This is a genomic window from Mycobacterium sp. NGS22 (genome assembly GCF_059813095.1).
The window spans coordinates 1-23,164 of record NZ_JCALDY010000042.1; the positions used below are offsets into that span (position 1 = coordinate 1).

The following is a 23,164-nucleotide window of genomic DNA, read 5'->3' on the forward strand; positions in this document are numbered from 1 at the left end:
GTCCACGGCGCAAAAGTGCGAGAACGACGCACCCTCAGCGCAGACTCAACGCAATCCCGACCCCCGCCGCCCGTTGACTCTGCGTCCACGGCGCAAAAGTGCGAGAACGACGCACCCGCAGCGCAGACTCAACGCACTCCCGACCCCGCCGCCCGTTGACTCTGCGTTCAGGGCACAAAAGTGCGAGAAGGCGGCACCCTCAGCGCAGACTCAACGCACTCCCGACCCCGCCGTCCGCTGACTCTGCGTCCACGGCGCAAAAGTGCGAGAAGGCGGCGTCCTCAGCGCAGACTCAACGCAACGAGCACGCGTCCCAGGCACAATGCATTCGGCGAATGATATCTGCGGCCCGGTGCCGACTGACCACCCTGACGACGGTCCACCCGACCTCGTTGATGTACTCCTGGCGTTCCACGTCCCACGCGTACTGTTCCGGGTTGGTCCAGTGCTGCTCGCCGTCGTATTCGGCCGCCAACATCATGTCTTCCCAGCCCATGTCAAGGAAGTACCGGGGCAATCCGTCTGGCCCCAGCACCGGTATCTGCGTGCGAGGCTTCGGGAAACCCGCATCGATCAACAGCAGCCGCAGCCAGGTTTCCTTTGGTGATTGAGCCCCGCCGTCCACCAGACCCAGCGCGGCTTCCAGTTGGCGCAAGCCGCGGGTATGCCTATGACCGGCAGCCAACTCCTCGACATCGCATACTTTGAAGTCGGTGGCCGCAGCAAGGGCATCGAGTCTGGCAACGGCGCGACCGAGGGGTCCGCGGCGGCCGATGTCGAAGGCGGTGCGCTCGGGCGTCGTCACCGGCATTCCCTGCAGCCGTTGGAACTCGCCATCTAACAACAACTCATCGCGCGTCACGACGCGCGGAGGTGTCCTCGCGTTGCGCCAGATCAACTCGACTGGCGCGTCGTGGTCAACCCATTTGGCGCCGAGCATCGCCGATGCAGCGGCACCGGCAATTACCGCCTCTCGACGCGACCAGAGCCACGCGGCAACAGTGCGTTGTCGCAACGATGGCTCGACTCCTTTGTCCAGGTAGACGTTCGGCATGATCGCGCGGTAATACTTGCGAAGCTCGTACTTACTCAGCTCGCCCGCGGCAAGCGCCTCACTGCCGATGAATAGTCCACCTGCGTAGTTCATGACGGAATGGTGCCAGCGCGCACCGACACCTCAGTTGACTCTGCGCTCAGGGCGACAAAGTGCGAGTAACCCACGCCCTCAACGCAGACTCAACGCGAGAGCACAGCGTCAAAAGAGAAAGCCGGCACGCGATGGCGTGCCGGCTTTGCCCGTCGAGGGGATCGACTAGTCGTTCTGGAAATAACTCAGCAGGCGCAGGATCTCGGTGTACAGCCAGACCAGCGTCACGGTCAGGCCCAGCGCGATTCCCCACGCCGCCTTCTCCGGCGCCCCGGCGCGAATCATCTGGTCGGCGGCGTCGAAGTCGATCAGGAAGCTGAAGGCGGCGATGCCGATGCAGATCAGCGAGAAGATGATCGCGATAGTCCCTCCGTTACGCAGCGGGCCGGCACCGTCGGTGAAGAAGCTCATGATCAGGTTGCCGATCGACAGCACAACCGCACCGATCAACGCAGCGAAAAGCATCCGGGCGAACTTTGGCGTGACGCGAATTGCGCCCGTCTTGTAGACGACAAGCATGCCGAAGAACACGCCGAGCGTGCCCAGGATGGCTTGGCCGATCATCACCCCGGCATTCGGCGACTGACCGCCGATATTCACATTGAAGGTCAGCAGGAATGAAAAAGCGCCGAGGAACAGACCTTCCAACGCGGCGTAGCTCAGGACAAGCGCCGGCTTGTCCTGCCTACCCGTGAAGATCGTGAACATCAACAATCCGAAGCCGCCCAAGCCGCCGACCAGGACAAACGGAAACGCCAGCATTTTGTTAGCGGCCACCATGAAGTACGACACCGCCGCGACAGCCGACAGGGCGGCCAGCGTCAGGCCGGTCTTGGTGACGACGTCATCGATGGTGAGCGGGCGCGAAGGCCTCACCTGCGGCTGGTAAGGAGCGTAGGGGTCACCCTGGTACCCGGGCGCCAGACCGGGACCGAATTGCGCATACCCGCCCTGCTGCTTCGGCAGCGAGCGGAATACCGGGTTGCTTGTCTCCCGCACCGTCGGATCCTCTCTGAGATTCATGTGGCTGTTAGCCGACGAACAACTGCTCAACGATTGGTGGTCCGCTCGGGTTCCCCAGCGGAGCTGCTGTGTCTAGTTCGTCCGGGACTCCTGTACCCAGTCCGGATGAAGGTCCGGATAGCCCTCAACCTTAGCCCCGCGGGCATCGGCGAGCGAGTAACGATCTAGATTGCTGGTCAAACTCATGGTCGACGTGGCCGCGGTAGGCCAGGTATTCCGACGAGGGGAGACGAGCGGGTGACTGGGGCCGTAACTGGGGAGTCCGACGAGGTTCTGACCCGAGTAGACGGCGGGGTCGGCTTCGTCACCCTCAACCGGCCGAAGGCGATCAACTCGCTGAGCCAGAACATGGTCGAGTTGCTGGCCACGGTCCTGACCCGGTGGGAGCGCGACGAGGCGGTGCGCGCGGTGGTGCTCACCGGCGCCGGCGAGCGCGGGTTGTGCGCCGGCGGCGACGTGGTGGCGCTTTATCACAGCGCCCGCAAAGACGGCGTCGAGGCGCGACGGTTCTGGCGCGACGAGTATCTGCTCAACGGACAGATCGGCCGGTTTCCCAAGCCCTACGTGGCGGTGATGGACGGCATCGTGATGGGCGGCGGCGTCGGGGTCAGCGCCCACGCGAATACCCGGGTGGCGACCGACACCTCCAAGATCGCGATGCCCGAGGTCGGCATCGGCTTCATCCCCGACGTCGGCGGCACCTACCTGCTGGCCCGGGCGCCGGGCAAGCTGGGCCTGCACGCCGCGCTGACCGGGGCACCGTTCGACGGTGCCGACGCCATCGCGCTGGGATTCGCCGACCATTACGTGCCACACAGCGACCTGGACGCGTTCACCGCGGCGGTCGCCACCGACGGCGTCGAAGGCGCGCTCGCCCACCACGCCGTCGAACCTCCACCGAGTGGTCTTGCGGCACAACGTGAATGGATCGACGAGTGCTATTCGGCCGACACCGTCGCAGACATCGTCGCCGCGCTGCGAAGCCACGACGCGGCAGAGGCCAACAAGGCCGCGGACCTGATCGCCACCCGCTCCCCGATCGCGCTGTCGGTGACGTTCGAAGCGGTTCGCCGCGCCGGTGAACTGGAAACGCTGGAAGACGTTCTGGTGCAGGACTATCGGGTGTCCTCGGCGTCGCTGCGTTCGCACGATTTCGTCGAAGGCATCCGCGCACAACTGGTCGACAAGGACCGCAACCCGAAGTGGTCGCCGGCGAGGTTGGACGAGGTGACGGTCGCCGACGTCGCGGCCTATTTCGCGCCCCTGGACGACGACCTGAGTTTTTAGAGAGGCAATGATGACGTACGAAACCATCCTCGTCGACCGCGACGAACGCGTCGGCATCATCACCCTGAACCGGCCCAAGGCACTGAACGCGCTCAACAGCCAGGTGATGGGCGAAGTCACCAGTGCCGCAGCCGAATTGGATGCCGACCCGGGCATCGGTGCGATCGTCATAACCGGTTCGGCCAAGGCGTTCGCCGCGGGCGCCGACATCAAGGAGATGGCCAATCTGTCCTTCGCCGACGCGTTCGGGGCCGACTTCTTCGCCCCCTGGGGCAAGCTGGCCGCCGTGCGCACCCCGACGATCGCCGCGGTGGCCGGATATGCCCTCGGCGGCGGTTGCGAGCTGGCGATGATGTGCGACCTGCTGATCGCCGCCGACACCGCGAAATTCGGCCAGCCGGAGATCAAGCTGGGTGTCATCCCGGGCATGGGTGGCTCGCAGCGGTTGACCCGCGCGATCGGCAAGGCCAAGGCGATGGACCTCATCTTGACCGGAAGGACCATCGACGCCGCCGAAGCCGAGCGCAGCGGACTGGTCTCGCGAGTGGTTCCCGCCGACGACTTGCTGACCGAGGCCAAGGCCGTCGCCACGACCATCTCGCAGATGTCGCTGCCGTCCGCGCAGATGGCCAAAGAGGCCGTCAACCGGGCGTTCGAATCGACGCTGGCCGAGGGACTTCTCAACGAGCGCAGGCTTTTTCACTCGCTGTTCGCCACCGACGACCAGTCCGAGGGCATGGCGGCCTTCATCGAGAAGCGCCCGCCCGATTTCACCCACCGATGAGCGGTACCGCCACCGTCGCGACCGACGACGAGCCAAGCGACCTCGATAGGGACCTGGCGCCGCCGCTGGTGCACGGACGGTGGTGGGTCCGCAACTACACCTACACCGGGACCCTGCTGGGCCTGATCTTCCTGTGGTTGTCGCTGACGCCGTCGCTGCTGCCCCGCGGTCCGCTGTTCCAGGGCGTGGTCAGCGGCGTCTCCGGCGCAATCGGTTACGGGCTGGGCGTTTTCACCGTCTGGCTGATCCGCTACATGCGTTCGCAGAACACCACCGCCCCGGCCCCGGGCTGGGCGTGGCCGCCGCTGCTCGTGGTCGGTGCGATCGGAGTGGTCGTGATGGCCATCCGGTTCCACGTGTGGCAGGACGACGTGCGGGACCTGATGGGAGTACCGCACCTGAAATGGTACGAGTACCCCTACACCGCCGCACTGTCGATGATCGTGCTGTTCACCCTGGTGGAAATCGGCAAGCTCATTCGATGGCTGGTCAGAGGTCTTGTGGCACAAGTGGATCGGATCGCGCCGTTTCGCGTGTCGGCGGCCATCGTGACCATCGGACTCACGGTGCTGACCATCAGCCTGCTCAACGGCGTGGTCCTCAAGTTCGCGATGAGATCCATGAACGGCACCTTCTCGTCGGTCAACAACGAGATGGATCCCGACACCGCTCCCCCGCGAACCAACCTGCGCTCCGGCGGTCCGGGCTCGCTGGTTTCGTGGGAGTCGTTGGGACATCAGGGCCGGCTCTTCGTCCAGGGCGGACCGTCGACGAGAAAGCTCGCCGCATTCAACGGCGCTCCGGCCACTGTGCCGATCCGGGCCTACGCGGGCCTGAAATCCGCGGACGGCATCGACGCGACCGCGGATCTGGCGGCGCGCGAGCTGATGCGCACCGGCGGCCTGCAACGCGCCGTCGTCGCGGTGGCCACCACCACCGGCACCGGATGGATCAACGAGGCGGAGGCTTCGGCGCTGGAGTACATGTATAACGGCAACACCGCGATCGTCAGCATGCAGTACTCGTTCCTGCCGAGCTGGTTGTCGTTCCTGGTGGACAAGGAGAACGCCCGGCACGCCGGGCAGGCACTGTTCGAGGCCGTCGACAAGCTGATCAAGCAGCTGCCGGAGTTCAAGCGCCCCAAACTCGTCGTGTTCGGTGAGAGCCTCGGATCATTCGGCGGTGAGGCGCCGTTCATGAGCCTCAACAACGTCCTGGCCCGCACCGACGGCGCCCTGTTCAGCGGACCGACGTTCCAGAACACGATCTGGACCCAGCTGACCGCGACCCGGGATCGCGGTTCGCCGCAATGGTTACCGATATACGACGACGGTCACAATGTGAGATTCGTTGCGCAGCAACAGGATCTGGACCGGCCCAAAGCCGAGTGGGGCCGACCGCGGGTTGTCTATCTGCAGCACGCCTCCGATCCCATCGCCTGGTGGACCCCCAACCTGTTGTTCAAAGAACCGGACTGGCTGAAGGAAACACCCGGCTCCGACGTGCTGCCCGCCATGCGCTGGATCCCGTTCATCACGTTCTTGCAGGTATCCGCCGACATGGCGGTTGCGGTCGACGTTCCCGACGGGCATGGCCACCGCTACGTCGCCAACTGCGCCGACGGTTGGGCCGCGGTGTTGTCGCCGCCGGGATGGACGCAGGACAAGACCGAACGGCTGCGACCGCTGCTGCACGCCAATGTGACGCTGGAAGGGCCGTCCGGCGACAACTAGCCGGCTGCGAGGTCCAGCACGCCGGCGGCGACCAGCGCGTGATAGCCGCCCGCCACGTCGGTCGCGCGATGCAGACCCAGGTCCAGCAGTGCGGCGGCCGCCAAGCTCGAGGTGTAGCCCTCCGAGCACAGGATCACCCACTCGACGTCGTCGCCGACGGCCTGCGGCAGGCGGGCGTCGCTGGTCGGGTCGCAGCGCCATTCCAGGACGTTGCGTTCGATCACCAGCGCGCCGGGCACCTCGCCTTCGCGGGCGCGCTGGGCGGCCGGCCGGATGTCGACGAGCACCGCGCCGCGCCGCAACGCCTCGGGCAGCTCATCGGCGGGCAGTCGGCGATACCGTTGGCGGGCCGCGTCCAGTACCCGGTCGATCCGGCTCATCCCGGCCCTTCGGGCTGATCGGTCAGTTCGGTGCGCTGCCGGCGCAGCGTATTGCGTTCGGTCACTTCGTAATACGACATGGCGGTCAGTGGCGGGGAATATGCGTGCACGCTCAAGGTCGGCTCCAGCGGAGGCGACGACGCGGCCGGTCGCGGCGCCCACACCACGTCGTGCACCCAGCCCAGCGGGAAACCGGCCTGATCGCCGGCGTCGAGCCGCCGACGACGCAATTTTCTACCGTCCCAACGGAACTCGTTGAGCGACCCGGCAAGCACCGTCAGCGCGCCGAGCGAACCGCCGTGGTCGTGCAGTTCGGTCGCATGTCCGGGAACCCAGCTGATCAGCCAGAGGTCGAGTTCCTCGTCACCGTGAATGCGGACGAACCAACGGTCGTTCTCGGGCACGCCGCCCTCGGGCAACAGGTGGTCGCAGCGCCCACTGAGCACGTCGTCCGCGGCCTGATCGGTGGCATGCAGCAGATCCGGCACCCGAAGCCGGGTGGGCCCGGGGTAGGGAACGGCCAGCGCGGCAGCGGGGGCGGAGAAGGGACGGGAAAGAGACTGCGAAAGAGGCAGAGCCATGGGACAGAACTCCGGAGTGGGAAACGGCTGGGGCAAGCGGCGGCGTCAGGGCCGACAACACTCGCAAAGTCCGAACCGCTCCAACACGGGGAAAGTGTTGCATAGATTGGGTGTCGTGTGCCGACGCAGACACCTTTCACCGCGGTCGGTAGCGCTGTGCGCAGTGTTCGTCGTTTCGGTGATCGTGGCCGGCTGCTCGGGCGGCGGCAGCGGCGGCAATGCCGGTTCTTCGTCGGCGCCGTCGTCGCCCGCGTCCAGTTCGCTGCCCGCCGGAGCTATCGGCGTCTCCCCCGCCGGTGTGACGACCCGGGTCGACGCGCCCGCGGAATCCACCGAAGAGGAATATTTCCAGGCCTGCCATGCCGCCAAGGTGTGGATGGACGCCCAGGGCAGTACCGGCGAGGCCGCCATCGAGCCGTACCTGGAGATGGTCCAGAGGTCCGCGTCCGGCGTTGCCGGCAGCTGGAACAAGCGGTGGGCGGACCTCGGCTCCGCACGGCAGGCCGCTGTGATCGTCGCGGCCCAGGCGGGCGCCCGCGGCGAATGCGGTTGAGGCTGACTTTCGAATTCCGATCAGGGGTGCAAGAAACCCGTGGCCGGTTCTGCCGGTGCGGGCCGCGCCAAGCAGAATGAGGCCATGGCCGGTCCGAATTCCGTTCGTCCGCGCGGATCGTCCGGCGCTCGCGTCGCGTTGGCGCTGGGCAGCGGCGGCGCCCGCGGTTACGCCCACATCGGGGTGATCCAGGCGCTGGAAGAACGCGGCTACGAAATAGTCGGGATCGCCGGCTCGTCGATGGGCGCCGTGGTCGGCGGCGTTCAGGCGGCCGGACGGCTCGACGAACTCGCCGACTGGGCCAAGTCCCTCACCCAGCGCACGATTCTGCGCCTGCTCGACCCGTCGTTGACGGCGGCCGGGGTGCTGCGGGCCGAGAAGATCCTGGACGCGGTGCGCGACATCCTGGGCCCGGTCACCATTCAGGAATTGGACGTCCCCTACACCGCGGTTGCCACCGACCTACTGACCGGCAAGTCGGTGTGGTTTCAGCGTGGTCCCGTCGACGAGGCCATCCGGGCGTCCATCGCGATACCGGGTGTGATTGCGCCGCACGAGATCGACGGCCGTCTGCTCGCCGACGGCGGCATCCTGGACCCGTTGCCGATGGCGCCGATCGCTGCCATCAACTCCGACCTGACCATCGCGGTGAGCCTCAACGGCAGCGAGCCGGGCGCCACCCGCGACGCCGAACCGGGCGTGACCGCCGAGTGGCTGAACCGCATGCTGCGCAGCACCACCGCGTTGTTCGACACCAGCGCCGCCAAGGCCCTGCTGGACCGTCCCACCGCGCGCGCGATGCTGAGCCGGTTCGGGGCGACCGTCCCGGATCTGGAGGACGAAGCCGACGCGGTCGACCAATGCGACGACGACGATGTCGATGAGCCGGAGATCCCGAAGCTGGGCGGTTTCGACGTGATGAACCGGACGATAGACATCGCCCAGTCCGCACTGGCCCGCCACACGTTGGCGGCCTATCCGCCCGACCTGCTGATCGAGGTACCGCGTACCACCTGCCGCAGCCTGGAGTTCCACCGTGCCGTCGAGGTGATCGACGCTGGTCGCGCGCTGGCGACCCGCGCGCTGGATGCGTTCGAGAACTCCGGCGACGACGAGCAGGATCGGAGCGCGGTCGAGACCCGCTGACTATTCGACGACGCCGAGGAAACGCGCGACCGCTCCGGCCTCGCGGCGTCCCTGTTCGCGCCCGGCCCGCGCCGACCCGATCCGGCAGCGCGGATCGAGCGGGTTGGGCCCGAATGCCGTCAGGGATTCCTCGTCGGCGAACACACTCAGCGCCGTGCCGGGGAACGCGGCGATCTCGGCGGCGGGTCCCGGACCGAACGGTGACGGAGCGTCCGCGCCGGCGGGCACCAGCACCACTATCGCGTCGCAGTCGTCGGCGACACCGACGTTGACCGTGCTGTTGACGCCGCCGTCGATGTAGCGCCGGCCGTCGATCGTCACCGGCGGCCACGCCCCGGGCACCGCACAGCTGGACGCCACCGCGTCCACCAACTCGACTCCGGAGTCGCGGTCGAAAATCACCAGGGCCCCGGTTTCGGTGTCGATCGCGGTGATCCGCACGTCGCGCTGCGGCCATTGGTGCGACGGCAGCCGGTGCGCGATCACCTCCCGGCGCACGGCCTCGGGCACGGTCCGGGTGGCCAGCGCCACCGTGCCGATCCGCTGCAGCCGTTGCGCCTTGGAGGCACCCGGCTCGCGCAGCGCGTCCAGGAACAGCGCGGTGATCGAGTCGATGTCGACTCCGGGGTCGATCTCGGCCGACGTCTCCGCCACTTGCCGGTCGAACAGCTCGGCCAGCGTGCTCCCGCTGCTGATCTGAGCTGCCACCGTCGACCCCGCCGACGTGCCGACCAACACGTCGGATTCCAGCAACAGCCGCGCCGCGTCCGGCGATTCGTCGGCGATGCCGCACAGAACGCCTGTCTCCCAGGCGATTCCCGCTACTCCACCACCGGCCAGGACAAGTGCGCGTCGGGATGACATTGCAACTACTCTGCCAGCCGGGGTTAGGGAAGGTGCCGCGTGCCCGGCATCGCGTGCTGGGCGCGGAAGACCGGCTGAGTGAGATCGTCCCTGCGCACCAGGTGTCGGGGCGGATCCGGGAACACCAGATTGCGGGTGATCTGCAGGTCGGTGTCGACGTAGACCAGCTCACCCGGGTCGAGCAGGCACCAGCGGTCGTCGTCGTCCATCGGTTCGGTGGCGAACACCACCGCCGAAGTCTGGGTGAGCGTCTCGCTGCGGGCGTGGATCCTGCTGGTGGACATGTCGAAATCGGGGCCGCCGTCGTGGCGCCGGTCCAGCATGAACAGCTGGTGGGTCTGCGGGTACCGCAATGCCCACATCTGGGTGCCCATGCACAGCAGGACGTTGAGCGCATAGATCGGCACGTTCGTCGCCAGCCAGCCCACGGCGTCGACCAAACCGCTTGTCACGTCGCCTTTTTGGGCTCGGATGTATCCGGTGATCAAGGCGAACACCCGCTCGGAGTCGGTCTGGCCCAGCACCAGGTCGTGGGTGCCGAGTTCCCGCAGCCGTTCGTCGACGACGTCGAGACCCTCGATCATGCCGTTGTGCGCGAAGATCCGGCCGTCCTGCAGGAACGGGTGGGTGTTGCGCACGTCCAGGGATCCCGTCGTCGCATAGCGGACGTGGGCGATGAACGTGGTACCGGACAGACTATGCGCCTCGGTGGCGAAATCCCTGTCCTGCCAGGCCGCTATCGGTTCCTTGTGCAGCTGCGGCCGGCCGCGCTCGTCGAACAGTCCCAGTCCCGTGCCGTCGGGGTTCTTGCGGCTCTGCGCCTCGAGACTGTCGGGTGCGTCGAGTAACCAGAAGGTCGCCGTCACAACCTCTGTGCCCGCATGCAGGCCGAAGAGTCGACACATGAGTTCAATGCACCAGCTGCGCGGACAGCTTTTCTAAGACCACGCGCGCGTAGCCCTTCCACATCTTGCCGAACAGCGGTAGCAGCGGCGCCGTCGCCGACGATTTCGGGTGCAGCGTCCATTGCCAGCTCACCCGCGTTCCGGTGCCCGCCGGCGCGAACGACCATTTGCCGTCGACCGAACTGACCAGGGCCGCCAACGGACCGCTGACTCGCGACAGTGTGTAGCCGAACGAATGCGGCGGGTCGACGCTGGTCAACTCCTCGTGGACGCGACCGCCACCGACCATCAAGATGGTGCGGGTCTGTCCGACCGAGTCCCAGTCGCCGGTTTGGTCGCGCACCGCTTTGATGGGCGGGATCGCCCCGTACCACTGGGAACAGACGTGCGGCAGCGAGATCGGCATCGTGCCGGCGAAGGCATCTTCAACCGAGACGGGTATCGCTCGGGACTGCTCGACGGTAACGGGCTGGGTCATATCCCCCTCTTTCCGGCGACGAGCAGACACAGAATCGCACTGTCGAGCACGAAATTGTGCGAGTCTGCGTCTGCTCGCGGTGTCTAGTCGCGCACCTCGGTCACATCGTAGGCGCCCTCGGCGTAGCGCGACCGGATGGTCTTCTTGTCGTACTTGCCGACGCTGGTGCGGGGAATCTTTTCGGCAAAGTTCCACCGTTCGGGCAGCCACCAACGAACCACCTTGTCCGACAGGAATTTTCGCAGTTCACCCGCGGTGAGGTCGGCCCCCTCCCGGGCGACGACGACGGCCAGCGGACGTTCCTGCCAGCGTTCGTCGGGAACTCCGACGACGGCGGCCTCCACCACGTCGGGGTGCGCGATCAGACAATTCTCCAGTTCGACCGACGAGATCCATTCGCCACCGGATTTGATGACATCCTTGGCACGGTCGGTCAGGGTGATGAAGCCCTGCTCGTCGATGCGCCCGACGTCGCCGGTGCGCAACCATCCGGAGTCGAACTTGGACTCATCCTGGTTCAGGTAGTACGAGCCGGTGATCCACGGCCCGCGAACTTCCAACTCCCCCACCGCTTTACCGTCATGGGGCAGCGCCCGACCGTCGTCGTCGACGATGCGGGTTTCCACGCCACACACCGGTTGGCCCTGAGTGACCCGGAAGGCCCAGTGCTCCTCGTCCGGCGTCGCGGGCGGCGGCCAGGCCATCGACGCCAGCGGCGACGTTTCGGTCATTCCCCACAGCTGCCGGATCTGCACGTTGTGCTTGTCCTCGAAAGTGCGCATCAGCGATTCCGGGACGGCCGATCCGCCGCAGGCGACCAGGCGCAACGAGGACATGTCATGGCCGGGGTTGCGCTCGAGATGATGCATGACGTCGTTCCAGATGGTCGGCACCGCACCGGCCAGCGTCGGGCGCAGGTGTTCGACCATGTGGACCAACGACGGGGCGTCGAGGTGCCGATCGGGCAGCACCAGATCGGCGCCGGCTGCCAGCGCCGCATACGGCAGACCCCATGCATTGGCGTGGAACATCGGCACGACCGGCAGCAGCCGGTCACTGGACCCCACCCCGATGCCGTTGGTGGTGCACGTCGCCATGGTGTGCAGGAAGCTCGAACGATGGCTGTAGACAACCCCTTTGGGGTGTCCGGTGGTGCCGCTGGTGTAGCACATGGCGGCCGCGGAGTTCTCGTCGAGCGACGGCCAGTCGAATTCCGTTGACTCGCCGTCGATCACGTCGGCATAGCGCACCACCGTTTTGCCGGACTCTTCCAGCACCGCGGTGTCACCGTCGCCCACCGCGATGACGGTGTGCACGGTGTCGAGTTCGGACAGCACCGGCGCCAACAACTCGGCCAGCGACAGGTCGACCAACAGCACGCGGTCCTCGGCTTCGCCGGCCACGTAGATGATCTGCTCGGCGAACAGCCGGATGTTCAGCGTGTGCAGCACCGCCCCCATCGAGGGCACCGCGAGGTACGCCGTGAGATGTTCGGCGTTGTTCCACATGAAGGTGGCTACCCGCTGGTCGCCGGTAATGCCGATGCGGCGCAACGCGTTTGCCAGCCGGGCCGCCTGCCGGCCCAGTTCGCGGTAGGTGGTGCTGCGGTAACCCTCACCGGTGGCCGTGATGACTTCCCGCGATCCGTGGACTCCGCACCCGTGCCGCATGATCGCGGTGATCGTCAGCGGGAAATCCTGCATCGTGCTGTACATCGATGTACCGCCTCACGCGTCGCGGCGCAGCACCGCCTCATCTCCTGCGCGAATGCTATCGCCGCGCCGCGCGACGAGAAACCTCGGCCCGAGGGCCGTCAGACCAGCGCGGCGTCGTAGCGCAGCACGTCGGGGACGAACAGATCCGTCGAGTGCCCACTTTCCAGCGCGGCCTGCTCGAAGCCGGCCTCCGAGGCGATCGGCGCCACCAGCACCGAGCCGGAGTAGTCGGCGACATACAGGTACCGACCGTCCGGGCTTTCCACCACGCAGGACGGCTCAGCCGCGACCTTCAGCGATTCGACGACGTCCTGGGTGAGCGTGCACAGGACGGTGACGCTGTCGTCGCTGACCAAGTAGGCCCGTTCGCCGTCACCGCTGAGGGTGAGTCGGGTGAGGATGCCGCTGACCTCGGCCACCTTGCGGGTGCCGGTGATCTTGTTGGTGCGGGTGTCGACGACGTCGACGACGGCGAACTCCGGACCGCTGCTGGCGACGTAGGCCAGCGCGCCGTTGGGGCTGACGGCGACGTCGCGCACGGCCAGCCCGATTTCGATGGTGGCGATCACCGCCGGCTCGCTGTTGCGGCGGGATTTGGTCCCGCGGCGCCACCGCGAACGCCGACCGGATTCTTCCAGTTCTGCGCCGGTGTCGATGACGACCAGTTGCCCCCCGGACGGGCCGTTGACGCCGACGTACACGCGCGTCCCGTCCGGACTGACCCGGACGCATTCGGTGGTGGTGCCCGGGGTGGTCGCGATGTCGATCACCTGCACGTGCCCGGTGGCGGTGTCCATGACGGCGACGTCGGCGTTGCGGGCGCCGTTTCGGCCGATGTAGAGGTGCTTGCCGTCCGCGCCGGCCGCGAGGTCACTGACACTGAGGGCCACCGGGTGGGTGGCGACCACGTCGCCGGTGAGCACATCGATGACCTGGATCGCGTCGTAGGCGTTCGCCACGCTGGACACGTAGGCGCGGTCAGCGGCATCCACGGCCAGGGCAAACGGCTCGTCGACGCCGCGGATGGTCTGCACCACGCGGTAATGGCCGGTGTCGATGACCGAGACGCTGGCGCCGCCGTAGTTGGTCACCAGCAGCCTGCTGCCGTCGGGGCTGGCGGCGATGCCGCTGATGGGGCCGTTGTTCACCGGGATCTGGACGGTCACCGGCTCAGCGGCCGCCGCGTGCTGAATCAATTCGCCGTTCCTGCTGCTCACGAAACTCACGTTGGCACCGCCTTACTGTCGTTCGTCGGACCTCGAGGCCGGCGTGCGTCGCGCCCACCTGGGTGACACCGGCTTCCGGTTGATGCGCATGACGGCATCATGGGTTTAATGCGTTAATCAGCCATTCTAGTAGTCGAATTTCTGCCGAATAGAATGCAAATTGGGGGCTGTTATCTGGGTCACACTGCCAGGCTTAGCATTTGCTCAGGTGAGCCTAAAACGGGGTCCGGACCCTACGTGCCCAGCAAACAACAAAACGTCTGCACAACAAGCTTCCGCCTGCTTATGGCTAATAATTTATCGACACGCGTGCTGATCGTTAAATAAGAAGTTCTTAATTATTGCCGCCGAAAAGAGGCGTATATCACAGTGTCGAATAGCGTGTCGCGGTGAATTCGTAGACACGGTGGCTCAGCTGCGCCGCTAGCGCTTCTTGTCCCGCACCTTGTACGTCGAGGGCCACGACTTTCGGGACTCGTCGCCGGTCAGTGGCGTGCCCATCCCGCCGACTTTGACGTTGTAGGCCTCCTTGCCGGGGCCGACCTCCCGGTTGGCGTGCTCCTGGGCCAGGTAGTAGAGCTCGTCGATGGTGGCCTCGTCGTAGGCCACGAAGGACGTTTCCCGGGCGATGTCGTCGATCCCGGCCAGCATCCGTTCCGGCAGGAAACGCGATGCCAACGCCGCCGCGCCCAGCAACACGAACGGGACGACCCAGTAGAAGGTGAACGACAGCGTGGTCTTGGTGTCCAGGATCGTCGCGTCGTCCTGCACGATCGGCGGGATCGCCGACGACACCGTCATCCCGGCGAACGCGGCGACCCAGACCCAGGTCAGGATGGTGGTGATCCGCCGGAACAGCGCGGTGTTCACCACGTCGGGGGGCTGCTCGGCCGCGGCGAACTCGCGCACGAACGGCTTGCCGATCAGCACACCGACCAGCGTCACCAGGAAGATGCCGGCGTTGCTGAGCGGTTGAATCCAGCGCTCCATGAAGGTGTCGCCAACCGTGACGGCCAGCACCACCAACACCACAAACGTTGCGACGGCACCGATTTCGAGCGATTGACCGGGTTTGCCGGTGGCCCGCCCGACCGCGAGAACCGCGACGGCCATCAGCAGCGCGATCGACACCGCGGTGATGAATGGGACGTTACCGACCAGGACCCAATAAACGATCCACGGCGTAAAGCCGAAAAGCATGCCCACGAAGGGTCAGTCTATGGGTGGGTCAGATGGCGTCGCGGCACGGGCGGCGGCAGGTATAGCCTACGGACCGACAACCTCCGTTGTCGCGAACTTTTCGTCGAGGAGGGGCCAATGGCCAGCGCACTGACCGGCATCCGGCAGAAGCTGCAGCACATCAGCGAAGCCGGACGGGCGGTCAAACGACTCACCGATACCGGCATCATCGACCTGAAAGACCTGAATTCGACGATTCAGGGCGGCAAGCTGTCGCGCGTCTACGGTCCGCAGGCCACCATGACCATCCTGGGTGGCCGCAGGTATCCGACCCTGCCGGCGATTGTCGACGAACGCGGGACGCTGACCTACCAGGAGGTCGACGACCAGTCCTGGGCTCTGGCGCACGGTCTGCAGTCGCTCGGTGTCGCCGCCGGCTCGGTCGTCGGGTTGCTGTGTCGCGATCACCGCGGCTTGATCATCACGATGGCGGCCTGCGGGAAGATCGGCGCCCGCATGGTGCTGATGAACACCGGCTTCGCCAAACCGCAATTCGCCGAGGTCTGCCAGCGCGAGGGCGTCAGCGTGGTGCTGCACGACAGCGAATTCCTCGGTCTGCTCGACGCCCTGCCCCCCGAGCTGCCGCGCGTGCTGACCTGGGTTGACGAGGGCGCGGAGTTGCCCGCGGCGGCACACACGCTGGACGACATCGTCGCCGCGAATTCCACCGACCCGCTGCCGCCGCCGACCAAATCGGGCGGCTCGGTCATCTTGACCAGCGGCACGACCGGCCTGCCCAAGGGCGCACCGCGTGACACGGTGAATCCGCTGGCGACCGCCCAGATCGTGGACCGAATCCCGTTCCCGCGCAAGGGAACCATGGTCATCGTCTCGCCGATCTTCCACAGCACCGGTTGGGCCACCTACACGGTCGGTGCGGCATTGGGCAACAAAGTGGTGACCCCGCGGCGGTTCAAGGCCGAAGCCACCCTGAAGCTCATCGCCGATCACCGAGCCGACATGTTGGTGGCGGTCCCGACGATGCTGCACCGGATGGTGGAGGTGGGTCCCGACGTCCTCGGGAAATACGACACCTCGTCGCTGAAAGTGATCCTGATCGCCGGGTCGGCGCTGAGTCCCGAGTTGTCCACCCGCGTGCAGGACACCTTCGGCGACGTTCTCTACAACATGTACGGCTCCACCGAGTGCGCCATCGCGAGCGTGGCCACCCCCGCAGAACTCCGTGCCGCACCCGGCACTGCCGGTCGCGCGCCGCTGACGTGCGAGGTGGTGTTGTACGACGAAAACGACCGCCGGATCGAGGGTTCGAACCGTCGCGGCCGCATCTTTGTCCGCAACGGCGCACCCTTCTCGGGCTACACCGACGGCCGCAACAAGCAGATCATCGACGGCTACATGTCCAGCGGTGACATGGGCCACATCGACGAGAACGGGTTGCTGTTCGTCGACGGCCGCGACGACGACATGATCGTGTCCGGCGGTGAGAATGTCTTCCCGCAGGAAGTGGAGAATCTGCTCGAGGAACGCCCCGACGTCGCCGAGGTGGCGGTGGTCGGTGTCGACGACGTCGAGTTCGGAAAGCGGTTGCGCGCCTTCATCGTTTCCGAGCCGGGTGCCAGCCAGGACCCGACGGAGATCAAGCAGTATGTGAAGAACAACCTGGCTCGCCACAAGGTGCCGCGCGATGTGGTGTTCATCGAGGAGCTACCCCGCAACGCGACCGGAAAACTGCTGCGGCGGGTGTTGACCGAGATGGACGTCGAGGAACCGGCCTAGCCAACGACGCCGCGGACGCTCAAATACCTGCCACTGCGCGTCGGATCGGCTAGCCTAGCTCACTCGAAGACAACTTCGAATTGGTAAGCGGCAGCGGGGAGCCGACCAACAGTGGCGACGATCTCATGCTCCACGCGGGTGGGGGCCGGGTCCGCTGCTCCGGCGTCGACGCGCTCGCGTCCGGGCAAGCTGCCCGGGATCGACGGCATGCGGGCTCTCGCGGTCAGTGCGGTCGTGCTGTATCACGTCAATTCGGCATGGCTGCCCGGCGGCTATCTCGGCGTCGATGTGTTCTTCGTGATCAGCGGGTTTCTGATCACTCGGCTACTGCTCGCCGAGCGCGCGGACACCGGTCGAATCAGCCTGCGCCAGTTCTGGATTCGGCGGGCCCGCCGGATTCTGTCGCCGCTGTTGCCGATGCTGTTCGTCGTCGTCGGCGTGACCGCGCTGGTCGACCGCTCGTTGTTGCACGCGCTGCGCACCGAGGTCTCGGGTGCGCTGACCTTCACCAGCAACTGGGTGCAGATCAGCGAACACCAGTCGTACTTCGCCAAGTTCGGGCCGCCCTCGTTGCTGCAGCACCTGTGGTCGCTGGCGGTGGAGGAACAGTTCTACTTGGTCTGGCCCGCGATCGTCGTGGCGGTGCTGTGCTGGTATCGCCGAAGACCCGGCGCCCGGGCGGTCGCGGTGGTCGCCGGACTGGGTGCGGTTGCCTCCGCGACAGCAATGGCTCTGCTGTATCAGCCCGCCACCGATCCCTCGCCGATCTACTACAGCACGGCCACTCACAGCGCCGGGCTGTTCGGCGGCGCCGTGTTGGCCGCCGTCTGGCCGGCGGCGTCAGGGGTGCACTGGTCGGCGCGCCGGACGGCGCTCACCGGCGCATCGGCCCGGCTCGGCCTGGCCGTGATAGCCCTGGCCTACTGGTTGCTGGACGAGAACGGTTCGCTGACCTACCAGGGCGGTATCGTCGCCGTCTCGGCAGCCAGTGCGCTGCTCATCGTCGGGGCGGGACACGGCCGCACCCTGATCGGCCGGTTGCTGTCGCGACCCTCGGTGTGCTGGCTCGGTGCCCGGTCCTATGGCTTGTACGTGTGGCATTGGCCGGTCTTCGTGCTCGGGGACCGCATCTGCGGGCAGCGGACGCTTCTGGTCGCCGGGGTAGAGGTGACCGTCGCGACGCTGTTGGCCGCTGGTTCGTACCGCTGGATCGAAAAGCCCGTCCTGCGCCTCGGGTACCGCGGCGCGGTGCAGGCCGGCTGGCGCAGGGTGCCCGGGGGGCGTACCGGCAGCAGGCTGGTGGCAGCCGCGCTGGCCGCCGCGTCGGTGTTCGTAGCGTCCGCGCTCGTGTGGGCGCCCACCCCAGCGCCGGACGGGCTGGACAAGCAGCTGGCCGACGCCCTTGCGGCGCAGGAGGCGTCGGCATCGGTTGCGGATCCCGGTACGTCTATGCCCCCCACGCCAGCGCCCGTCGCCGACGCACCAGCCGCACCCGAGGCGCGCCCGTCGTCACCGCCGGAACCGGCCGGTCCCCCGCCCGGCGACCAGATCACTGCGGTGGGCGACTCGGTGATGCTGGCCTCGTCTTTTGCGCTGCGTGAGCGGCTGCCCGGCATCCGGATCGACGCGGCCACCAACCGCGCCATGCAGGCGGCTCCGGGCATCATCGGCTCCCTCGCCGCCAACGGTTCGCTGCGCCCGGTGGTCCTGCTGGGATTGGGCACCAACGGCCCCTTCCCGCCCGACCTGTTGGAAGCGCTCCTGGAAACCATCGGCCCGGACCGCAAGGTCTTCCTGGTCAACCTGTATCTGCACGACCGGTCCTGGACCGACCAGGTCAACCAGATCCTGACCGACGCGACGTTCACCCACCGCGCGAACGTCCACCTGATCGATTGGCAGAGCGCCATCAGTGGCCACGAGGACCTGCTCTACGCAGACCACATCCACCCGCAACCCCGGGAAGGCGCCGACCTCTACGCGGAGACGGTCGTCGCGGCGATGATCGAGGCGGAGAAGCCCGCGCCGCCCGCAGCACCGGATCCCGTGGCCGACGGACTCCGCGACGCCCCGGTAGGCGCGGCCTTGTCCACCCCGGCCTCACCCACGCGACCGCCTTCGGTCCCGCCGACCCGCGATCGCACCGCAGAGTACGGCTTCGTCCTCGTGGCGCTGCTCGTTCTGTTCGCACTGCCGGTCACGATCACGATCGCCGGCTTCGCTGCCGGCCGTATCGCATGCGCGCCTGCACCGGTGGCCGTGCAGGTCAGGACCCCCCTCCCCCGGGCGTGCGCTCTGCTCGCGCTGTCGTCGCCGGCGCGCTCGCCACCCGCCGCACCGACCGGTGCCAGGTCGAAACAACGACCACACAGCAGACGCGGGCCCGTTCCGAGAGGAACTCGGAGCCCGCGTCTTGTTGTGTGGACCGGCGGAATGCTCACGCTGGATTGCCGGGCGGTGCTGCCCCGGCCGCGTCCTGCAGCACTTGCCGGAGTTTGTCGAGGGGATCGCCGTTGCCCGGGTCGAGTCGGCGCGGCGGGATCTCGCTGCCGTCGGGGGCGAATACCGGCGGTGGTGCGGCAGGCGGCGCCAACGGCACCGCCGGCGGGGGCGGCGGGGCGGGCGCCGGTGGTGCCGACAGTCCAGTCCGCTTGGCCGCCAATCGATTCGCGGCGTCGTTGCGGATGTCTCGCCGCTGCTTGTTCGGATCGGTATTGCCCGCGAAGCAGGCTTCCGGCGCATCGCCGACGACGGTCAGCGCGCTTGCGTAACGTTCGTCGGCGCGGCTGCGGTCACCGGCCGCCGCAGCCCGGTCGCCCTGCGTCTCGCGGACCAGTTCGAGGTTGACCCGCACCGGGCAAGAGCGGGCGGCGTCCGTGCGAGCCAGCGCGGACGTGAAGTGGTTGTCGGCGTCGTCGAGCCGACCCTCCAGTACGGCGGCGACGCCCGCGGCGAACGGCGCTTTAGCCGGCTCGACGACGTTGACGATGCCCAGGACCGCCGCGTCGTTGCGCAGCGTGCCGCCGTCGCCGTCGGCGAAAGCGGAGACGGCCGAATTCCCTGCGAAGACGAGGGATAGCAGCTTCACGGCCACCGCCAGCGCGACGACGCTCAGCGGTGCCGAGTAGATCAACAGCCGCCGTCGCAACCGCAGCCGGGCCGGTCGCGGCGTCACCGGGTCACGTCCCTTCGCGCGATGCGGCCGCGCCGGAACTCCCGGATCGACAGGTAGATCTCGGCGAGCAGCAGCGCGGCCGCGAGCAACGCCGGTAACCAGTACAACTCGATCCGTTCAGCCGACTGGGCCCGGACGCGGGCGTCGTCGGCAGAGTCGGGCAGCTCCGGACGGAACGGCTGCGCAGGATCCCGGTGCTGGTACGGCACGGCGAGCTGCCTTGCGATTTCCCGCAATTCGGCTTCGTCGACCGCCTCGGCGCGGCCGTAGCCCAGCACCGTCCCGCCGTCCACCACATTGTGTGTCACGTCGAAGTCACCTTGAGGGGTACGCGAACCGGGCGCGCCGGAACCGAGATACAGCACCACATTTCGTGAACCCGGGTACTGCTGCGCTGCCTGGATCAGCTGATACTTCAACACATTGCCGGCCGCCGCGGCGTTGACGTCCGAGTCGAGACCCCGACCGTAGGGGTAGAGAGCCGCGATGGTCGGACGCAGACTCCAAACGTCCTGCGACAGCGGCCAGTCCAGCGCAGCGCGGGAAGCGAAACTGACCAGTGCGTAGCGCGCCGCCGGGTACTTGTCGATCATGGCCGTGATGTCGTTGCGCATCAACGTGATTCGCGACTCGTCGACGGAGCGGTCGACGATCAGGAACACGTTGAGATGCTCGCCGGCCGCCGCTGTGCCCTGCCGATCCTTGCCCTGGACCCCCGGACGGGTGACCGCGGCGAGAAGCAACAGCACCGCCAGGCTCACCCCGGCCCAGCGCAGCACGGCGCGGCGTGGCCGTCCGGCCGACCACAGCACCTGCCGCAGCGCCACCAGCCGGGCCAGCACGAGCGCGCCGATGACGACCGCAAGGATCGCCCAGGGCAGCAGGGGCTGAAACGTCATCGGCGCAACACCAACAGCGCGACCGACAGCACCGCCGCCGAGAGCAGCCCGATGGCCAGCGGGATGACCGGCGCATCCTGTAGATCCGATGCCACCACCGTGCCGTCGGCCAGACGCGCCGGCGGGGTGTGCCCCCGTATGTCGTTGAGGGCCCGGGTCACCGGGGCCGGTCCCGGCACGCGGTACCGGCCACCGGTCTGCTCGGTGAGCGCGAGCAGTGATCCGCTCGCGGGCGAGGGGGCCGTGTCGATCACGTTGAGTTGGATCGCGGCCCGCTGCGCCAGGTCCCGCACACTGCCGGCGTTGAACAGAGCGGCGCGCTGCTCCCCGGCTGCACGGAGATCCGACGGGCCCAGGTAGATCACCGAGCGTCGGCTGGTGCCGCGCTGATCGGCGGTAGGGAATCCTGAGATACACAGCGCCAGAACATCGTCCACGCTCGCGGCGTAATCCGTGTAGATCACCTGCGGGGCGAACGACCGGGCCTGTTGAGCGCGGGTGAAGTCACCGAACCGCGCCACGGCGTACGCGTGATCCCGTGTCAACGGCACCAGGCGGCGGTTGGTCGAAGTCAGCCCGATGCGGTGGGCCGGAGCCGAATCGACGTCTTGGCGGGCAAAGTAATCGAGGAACTCGACCGTGACGGCGTCGGTCACCGGCTGTCCGACGCACAGCATGATGTCCTCGGGATGAGCGGCGTCGAATTCCCTGCTGGACGCGGTGGGACGGGCCCCTGCCCAGGCGGCGGCGCCGAACATAACCGTCAGCACCACCAGGGTCACCACCGTCGACAGCGAACGCAACCGGGCCACCCGCGCGTACTCGGGCAACCGGGTGAGCCGCACCACGTTGGCCAACGGGCGCAACCGCTTTCGAGCGGCAGTCATCGGCAGCAAGGCCGCCAACAGCACGGCGGCGACGAAGCAAACCGACCCGATGGCCGCCACCGGCCACCACTTCAGGTCCACGAGCGGATCAACTCCTGCGCGTCGGCACTCACCTCGGCGACGTCAACGAGGGTTTCGACGTTGAACTGCCCGTCGCCGAGCCGGGTGAGTAGCGGTGCGGCCCCAGCCAATTCGCTTTCCGGTAGCGCCCCGACATGTAAGTACTGCGCCGGCGTACCGGTCGCTTGATGCAAGAAGCTGCGCACCGTCCTGCTGATCGCCGCGCACGCTTCCGGAGCCGCTTTCTGGCCGGCGACGTGTTGGTCGGCGATGCGCTGCACGCGCCGGGCGAAGCGGTGACGGATCAACCGGGCGTGCAGCCGTCGCACCGCGGGGATGCGCCGTAACCGGTGCGACGGCAGCGTCCACACGAAAACACCTGCGTACCAACATAAGACGCCCAGGATCAGGAGGACGCCCCAGAACAGCCACCATGACGAGTACGGCTGTGGCCCGAAGACGTGGCGCAGTAGATCATCCGGCACGGGCAGCCACCTCGGTCATGTTGACCAGTTCGCGCCGGATGTCGCCGCTGGTTGCGATGGTCGCGTGCGGAATCGCATGACGGGTCAGGAACGCATGGAGGCGGTCGCGACGGGTCTGCTCGGCGCGGCGGTAGGCGGCGACGACCCGCGGTCCGAGATCAGCTCCGTTCAGGACGAATCGGCCGGTGGCGACGTCGTATCCGTCGATGTCGCTGCGGCCCACCGCGGGCATGTCGGAAACCATGGCCCACATGACGTCGTGGCGTCCGGTCACGCTGGTGAGCACTGCGTCGAGTCGGTCGTCCGGCTCGGGTTCGTCGGACACCACCACGATCAGCATGGTGTGCCGGTAATGCGTTGCGACATAATCGAGTTGGGCGGCGACGTCGCTGCGACCGGGGTCGTTCATGGTGTGCTGATACCAGCGGTGCAGCAATCCCTCGATGTGCGTCTCACCGCGCCGCTGCGGGACGTTCACCGAACCGCGTCGATCACCGTAGACCATCCCGATCTGATCCGAGCGCCGCAGCCCGATCAGACCGATCGCGCCCATGACGTGCGCGGCGACGTCACGTTTGTACTCTCCGCCCGGGGCGAGCGCGGACATGTTGCGTCCGGCGTCGGCGACGAGCAGGATCTTGTGGTGCTTTTCGGAGACGAACCGTTTGATCAGCACGCTGCCCGACCGCGCCGAGGCTTTCCAGTCGATGTCGCGCACGTCGTCGCCGGGGACATACGGGCGAAGGTCGTCGAATTCCATGCTGCGCGTATGCAATAACGCGTAGCGCCCACCCTCGAGCAGGCCGCGGGTGTCGGTACCGAAGTGCGCCTTCGCCCGATTCAGGTGCTTTCCCAAGACG

General features: G+C 67.1%; 22 protein-coding genes. 8 read left to right on the forward strand and 14 right to left on the reverse strand.

The features are described from left to right. Nucleotides 1–292 precede the first annotated feature (292 nt). Nucleotides 293–1,147 (reverse strand): endonuclease domain-containing protein, encoded by an 855-nt coding sequence (locus tag AC5Y47_RS24065; protein WP_499946753.1) that lies wholly within the window; start codon nt 1,145–1,147, stop codon nt 293–295. Between the two features lie 165 nt (nt 1,148–1,312). Beyond that, entirely contained in the window at nt 1,313–2,146 is an 834-nt protein-coding gene (locus AC5Y47_RS24070) for a Bax inhibitor-1/YccA family protein (RefSeq protein ID WP_499946754.1), read from the reverse strand. A gap of 261 nt (nt 2,147–2,407) precedes the next feature. Here AC5Y47_RS24070 and AC5Y47_RS24075 point away from each other — a divergent pair, with 261 nt between their 5' ends. The 3 genes from AC5Y47_RS24075 to AC5Y47_RS24085 are packed head-to-tail and all read left to right on the forward strand — an operon-like array spanning nt 2,408 to nt 5,974. Further along, complete coding sequence (locus AC5Y47_RS24075; RefSeq protein WP_499946755.1) at nt 2,408–3,457, forward strand: enoyl-CoA hydratase/isomerase family protein; 1,050 nt, start codon at nt 2,408–2,410, stop codon at nt 3,455–3,457. Between the two features lie 10 nt (nt 3,458–3,467). Further along, the gene (locus AC5Y47_RS24080; RefSeq protein ID WP_499946756.1) at nt 3,468–4,241 is read left to right on the forward strand and encodes an enoyl-CoA hydratase; all 774 of its coding nucleotides are present in this window, start codon (nt 3,468–3,470) and stop codon (nt 4,239–4,241) included. Then, nucleotides 4,238–5,974: an alpha/beta hydrolase gene (locus AC5Y47_RS24085; RefSeq protein WP_499946757.1), complete on the forward strand. Its 1,737-nt coding sequence runs from the start codon at nt 4,238–4,240 to the stop codon at nt 5,972–5,974. Before AC5Y47_RS24080 ends, AC5Y47_RS24085 begins: the two co-directional genes overlap by 4 nt. Here the strand turns inward: AC5Y47_RS24085 and AC5Y47_RS24090 are convergent. Beyond that, nucleotides 5,971–6,354: a rhodanese-like domain-containing protein gene (locus AC5Y47_RS24090; RefSeq protein WP_499946758.1), complete on the reverse strand. Its 384-nt coding sequence runs from the start codon at nt 6,352–6,354 to the stop codon at nt 5,971–5,973. The genes AC5Y47_RS24085 and AC5Y47_RS24090 overlap by 4 nt on opposite strands. Beyond that, nucleotides 6,351–6,935, reverse strand: coding sequence for a cysteine dioxygenase (locus AC5Y47_RS24095; protein WP_499946759.1), 585 nt, complete (start codon nt 6,933–6,935; stop codon nt 6,351–6,353). The genes AC5Y47_RS24090 and AC5Y47_RS24095 overlap by 4 nt, the downstream gene beginning before the upstream one ends. A 154-nt stretch (nt 6,936–7,089) precedes the next feature. Between AC5Y47_RS24095 and AC5Y47_RS24100 the strand changes: the two genes are divergently transcribed. Both AC5Y47_RS24100 and AC5Y47_RS24105 read left to right on the forward strand, forming a co-directional pair. Next, nucleotides 7,090–7,488, forward strand: coding sequence for a lipoprotein LpqV (locus AC5Y47_RS24100; RefSeq protein ID WP_499946778.1), 399 nt, complete (start codon nt 7,090–7,092; stop codon nt 7,486–7,488). A gap of 84 nt (nt 7,489–7,572) precedes the next feature. After that, nucleotides 7,573–8,634: a patatin family protein gene (locus AC5Y47_RS24105; RefSeq protein WP_499946760.1), complete on the forward strand. Its 1,062-nt coding sequence runs from the start codon at nt 7,573–7,575 to the stop codon at nt 8,632–8,634. Here AC5Y47_RS24105 and AC5Y47_RS24110 read toward each other — a convergent pair whose 3' ends face one another. The 6 genes from AC5Y47_RS24110 to AC5Y47_RS24135 form a co-directional block, all read right to left on the reverse strand. Further along, a complete protein-coding gene (locus tag AC5Y47_RS24110) occupies nt 8,635–9,498 on the reverse strand; it encodes a patatin-like phospholipase family protein (RefSeq protein WP_499946761.1) in 864 nt (287 codons plus the stop codon). A 23-nt stretch (nt 9,499–9,521) separates the two neighbouring features. Further along, a complete protein-coding gene (locus AC5Y47_RS24115) occupies nt 9,522–10,403 on the reverse strand; it encodes a class II glutamine amidotransferase (protein WP_499946762.1) in 882 nt (293 codons plus the stop codon). Nucleotides 10,404–10,407: 4 nt separating this feature from the next. Next, complete coding sequence (locus tag AC5Y47_RS24120) at nt 10,408–10,881, reverse strand: SRPBCC family protein (protein ID WP_499946763.1); 474 nt, start codon at nt 10,879–10,881, stop codon at nt 10,408–10,410. Between the two features lie 83 nt (nt 10,882–10,964). Continuing rightward, on the reverse strand, nt 10,965–12,596 hold the full coding sequence (locus AC5Y47_RS24125) for a long-chain fatty acid--CoA ligase (protein ID WP_499946764.1): 1,632 nt from the start codon (nt 12,594–12,596) through the stop codon (nt 10,965–10,967). Nucleotides 12,597–12,694: 98 nt separating this feature from the next. Continuing rightward, nucleotides 12,695–13,813, reverse strand: coding sequence for a YncE family protein (locus AC5Y47_RS24130; RefSeq protein WP_499946765.1), 1,119 nt, complete (start codon nt 13,811–13,813; stop codon nt 12,695–12,697). A 432-nt stretch (nt 13,814–14,245) separates the two neighbouring features. Then, a complete protein-coding gene (locus AC5Y47_RS24135) occupies nt 14,246–15,028 on the reverse strand; it encodes a hypothetical protein (RefSeq protein ID WP_499946766.1) in 783 nt (260 codons plus the stop codon). Between the two features lie 111 nt (nt 15,029–15,139). Here AC5Y47_RS24135 and AC5Y47_RS24140 point away from each other — a divergent pair, with 111 nt between their 5' ends. The 3 genes from AC5Y47_RS24140 to AC5Y47_RS24150 all read left to right on the forward strand — a co-directional run bounded on the left by AC5Y47_RS24140 (nt 15,140) and on the right by AC5Y47_RS24150 (nt 19,877). Next, nucleotides 15,140–16,798, forward strand: a complete 1,659-nt coding sequence (locus tag AC5Y47_RS24140) for an acyl-CoA synthetase (RefSeq protein WP_499946767.1) — start codon at nt 15,140–15,142, stop codon at nt 16,796–16,798. A 138-nt stretch (nt 16,799–16,936) separates the two neighbouring features. Then, nucleotides 16,937–19,645, forward strand: a complete 2,709-nt coding sequence (locus AC5Y47_RS24145; protein WP_499946768.1) for an acyltransferase family protein — start codon at nt 16,937–16,939, stop codon at nt 19,643–19,645. Nucleotides 19,646–19,697: 52 nt separating this feature from the next. After that, on the forward strand, nt 19,698–19,877 hold the full coding sequence (locus tag AC5Y47_RS24150) for a hypothetical protein (protein ID WP_499946769.1): 180 nt from the start codon (nt 19,698–19,700) through the stop codon (nt 19,875–19,877). Nucleotides 19,878–19,969: 92 nt separating this feature from the next. Here AC5Y47_RS24150 and AC5Y47_RS24155 read toward each other — a convergent pair whose 3' ends face one another. Genes AC5Y47_RS24155 through AC5Y47_RS24170 form a run of 4 tightly spaced genes read right to left on the reverse strand, consistent with a single transcriptional unit; the run spans nt 19,970 to nt 23,160 of the window. Further along, a complete protein-coding gene (locus AC5Y47_RS24155) occupies nt 19,970–20,872 on the reverse strand; it encodes a vWA domain-containing protein (protein ID WP_499946770.1) in 903 nt (300 codons plus the stop codon). Further along, nucleotides 20,869–21,840 (reverse strand): hypothetical protein, encoded by a 972-nt coding sequence (locus AC5Y47_RS24160; protein WP_499946771.1) that lies wholly within the window; start codon nt 21,838–21,840, stop codon nt 20,869–20,871. Before AC5Y47_RS24160 ends, AC5Y47_RS24155 begins: the two co-directional genes overlap by 4 nt. Further along, nucleotides 21,831–22,304, reverse strand: a complete 474-nt coding sequence (locus AC5Y47_RS24165) for a hypothetical protein (protein WP_499946772.1) — start codon at nt 22,302–22,304, stop codon at nt 21,831–21,833. Before AC5Y47_RS24165 ends, AC5Y47_RS24160 begins: the two co-directional genes overlap by 10 nt. Continuing rightward, the gene (locus AC5Y47_RS24170; protein WP_499946773.1) at nt 22,294–23,160 is read right to left on the reverse strand and encodes a DUF58 domain-containing protein; all 867 of its coding nucleotides are present in this window, start codon (nt 23,158–23,160) and stop codon (nt 22,294–22,296) included. Before AC5Y47_RS24170 ends, AC5Y47_RS24165 begins: the two co-directional genes overlap by 11 nt. Nucleotides 23,161–23,164: the final 4 nt, after the last annotated feature.

Coding starts and splice junctions, on each gene's coding strand:
- AC5Y47_RS24085 (WP_499946757.1), top strand. CDS start 4,238: ATGAGCGGTACCGCCACCGTCGCGACCGACGACGAGCCAAGCGACCTC.
- AC5Y47_RS24090 (WP_499946758.1), bottom strand. CDS start 6,354: ATGAGCCGGATCGACCGGGTACTGGACGCGGCCCGCCAACGGTATCGC.
- AC5Y47_RS24080 (WP_499946756.1), top strand. CDS start 3,468: ATGACGTACGAAACCATCCTCGTCGACCGCGACGAACGCGTCGGCATC.
- AC5Y47_RS24140 (WP_499946767.1), top strand. CDS start 15,140: ATGGCCAGCGCACTGACCGGCATCCGGCAGAAGCTGCAGCACATCAGC.
- AC5Y47_RS24105 (WP_499946760.1), top strand. CDS start 7,573: ATGGCCGGTCCGAATTCCGTTCGTCCGCGCGGATCGTCCGGCGCTCGC.
- AC5Y47_RS24155 (WP_499946770.1), bottom strand. CDS start 20,872: ATGACGTTTCAGCCCCTGCTGCCCTGGGCGATCCTTGCGGTCGTCATC.
- AC5Y47_RS24110 (WP_499946761.1), bottom strand. CDS start 9,498: ATGTCATCCCGACGCGCACTTGTCCTGGCCGGTGGTGGAGTAGCGGGA.
- AC5Y47_RS24120 (WP_499946763.1), bottom strand. CDS start 10,881: ATGACCCAGCCCGTTACCGTCGAGCAGTCCCGAGCGATACCCGTCTCG.
- AC5Y47_RS24115 (WP_499946762.1), bottom strand. CDS start 10,403: ATGTGTCGACTCTTCGGCCTGCATGCGGGCACAGAGGTTGTGACGGCG.
- AC5Y47_RS24125 (WP_499946764.1), bottom strand. CDS start 12,596: ATGTACAGCACGATGCAGGATTTCCCGCTGACGATCACCGCGATCATG.
- AC5Y47_RS24065 (WP_499946753.1), bottom strand. CDS start 1,147: ATGAACTACGCAGGTGGACTATTCATCGGCAGTGAGGCGCTTGCCGCG.
- AC5Y47_RS24095 (WP_499946759.1), bottom strand. CDS start 6,935: ATGGCTCTGCCTCTTTCGCAGTCTCTTTCCCGTCCCTTCTCCGCCCCC.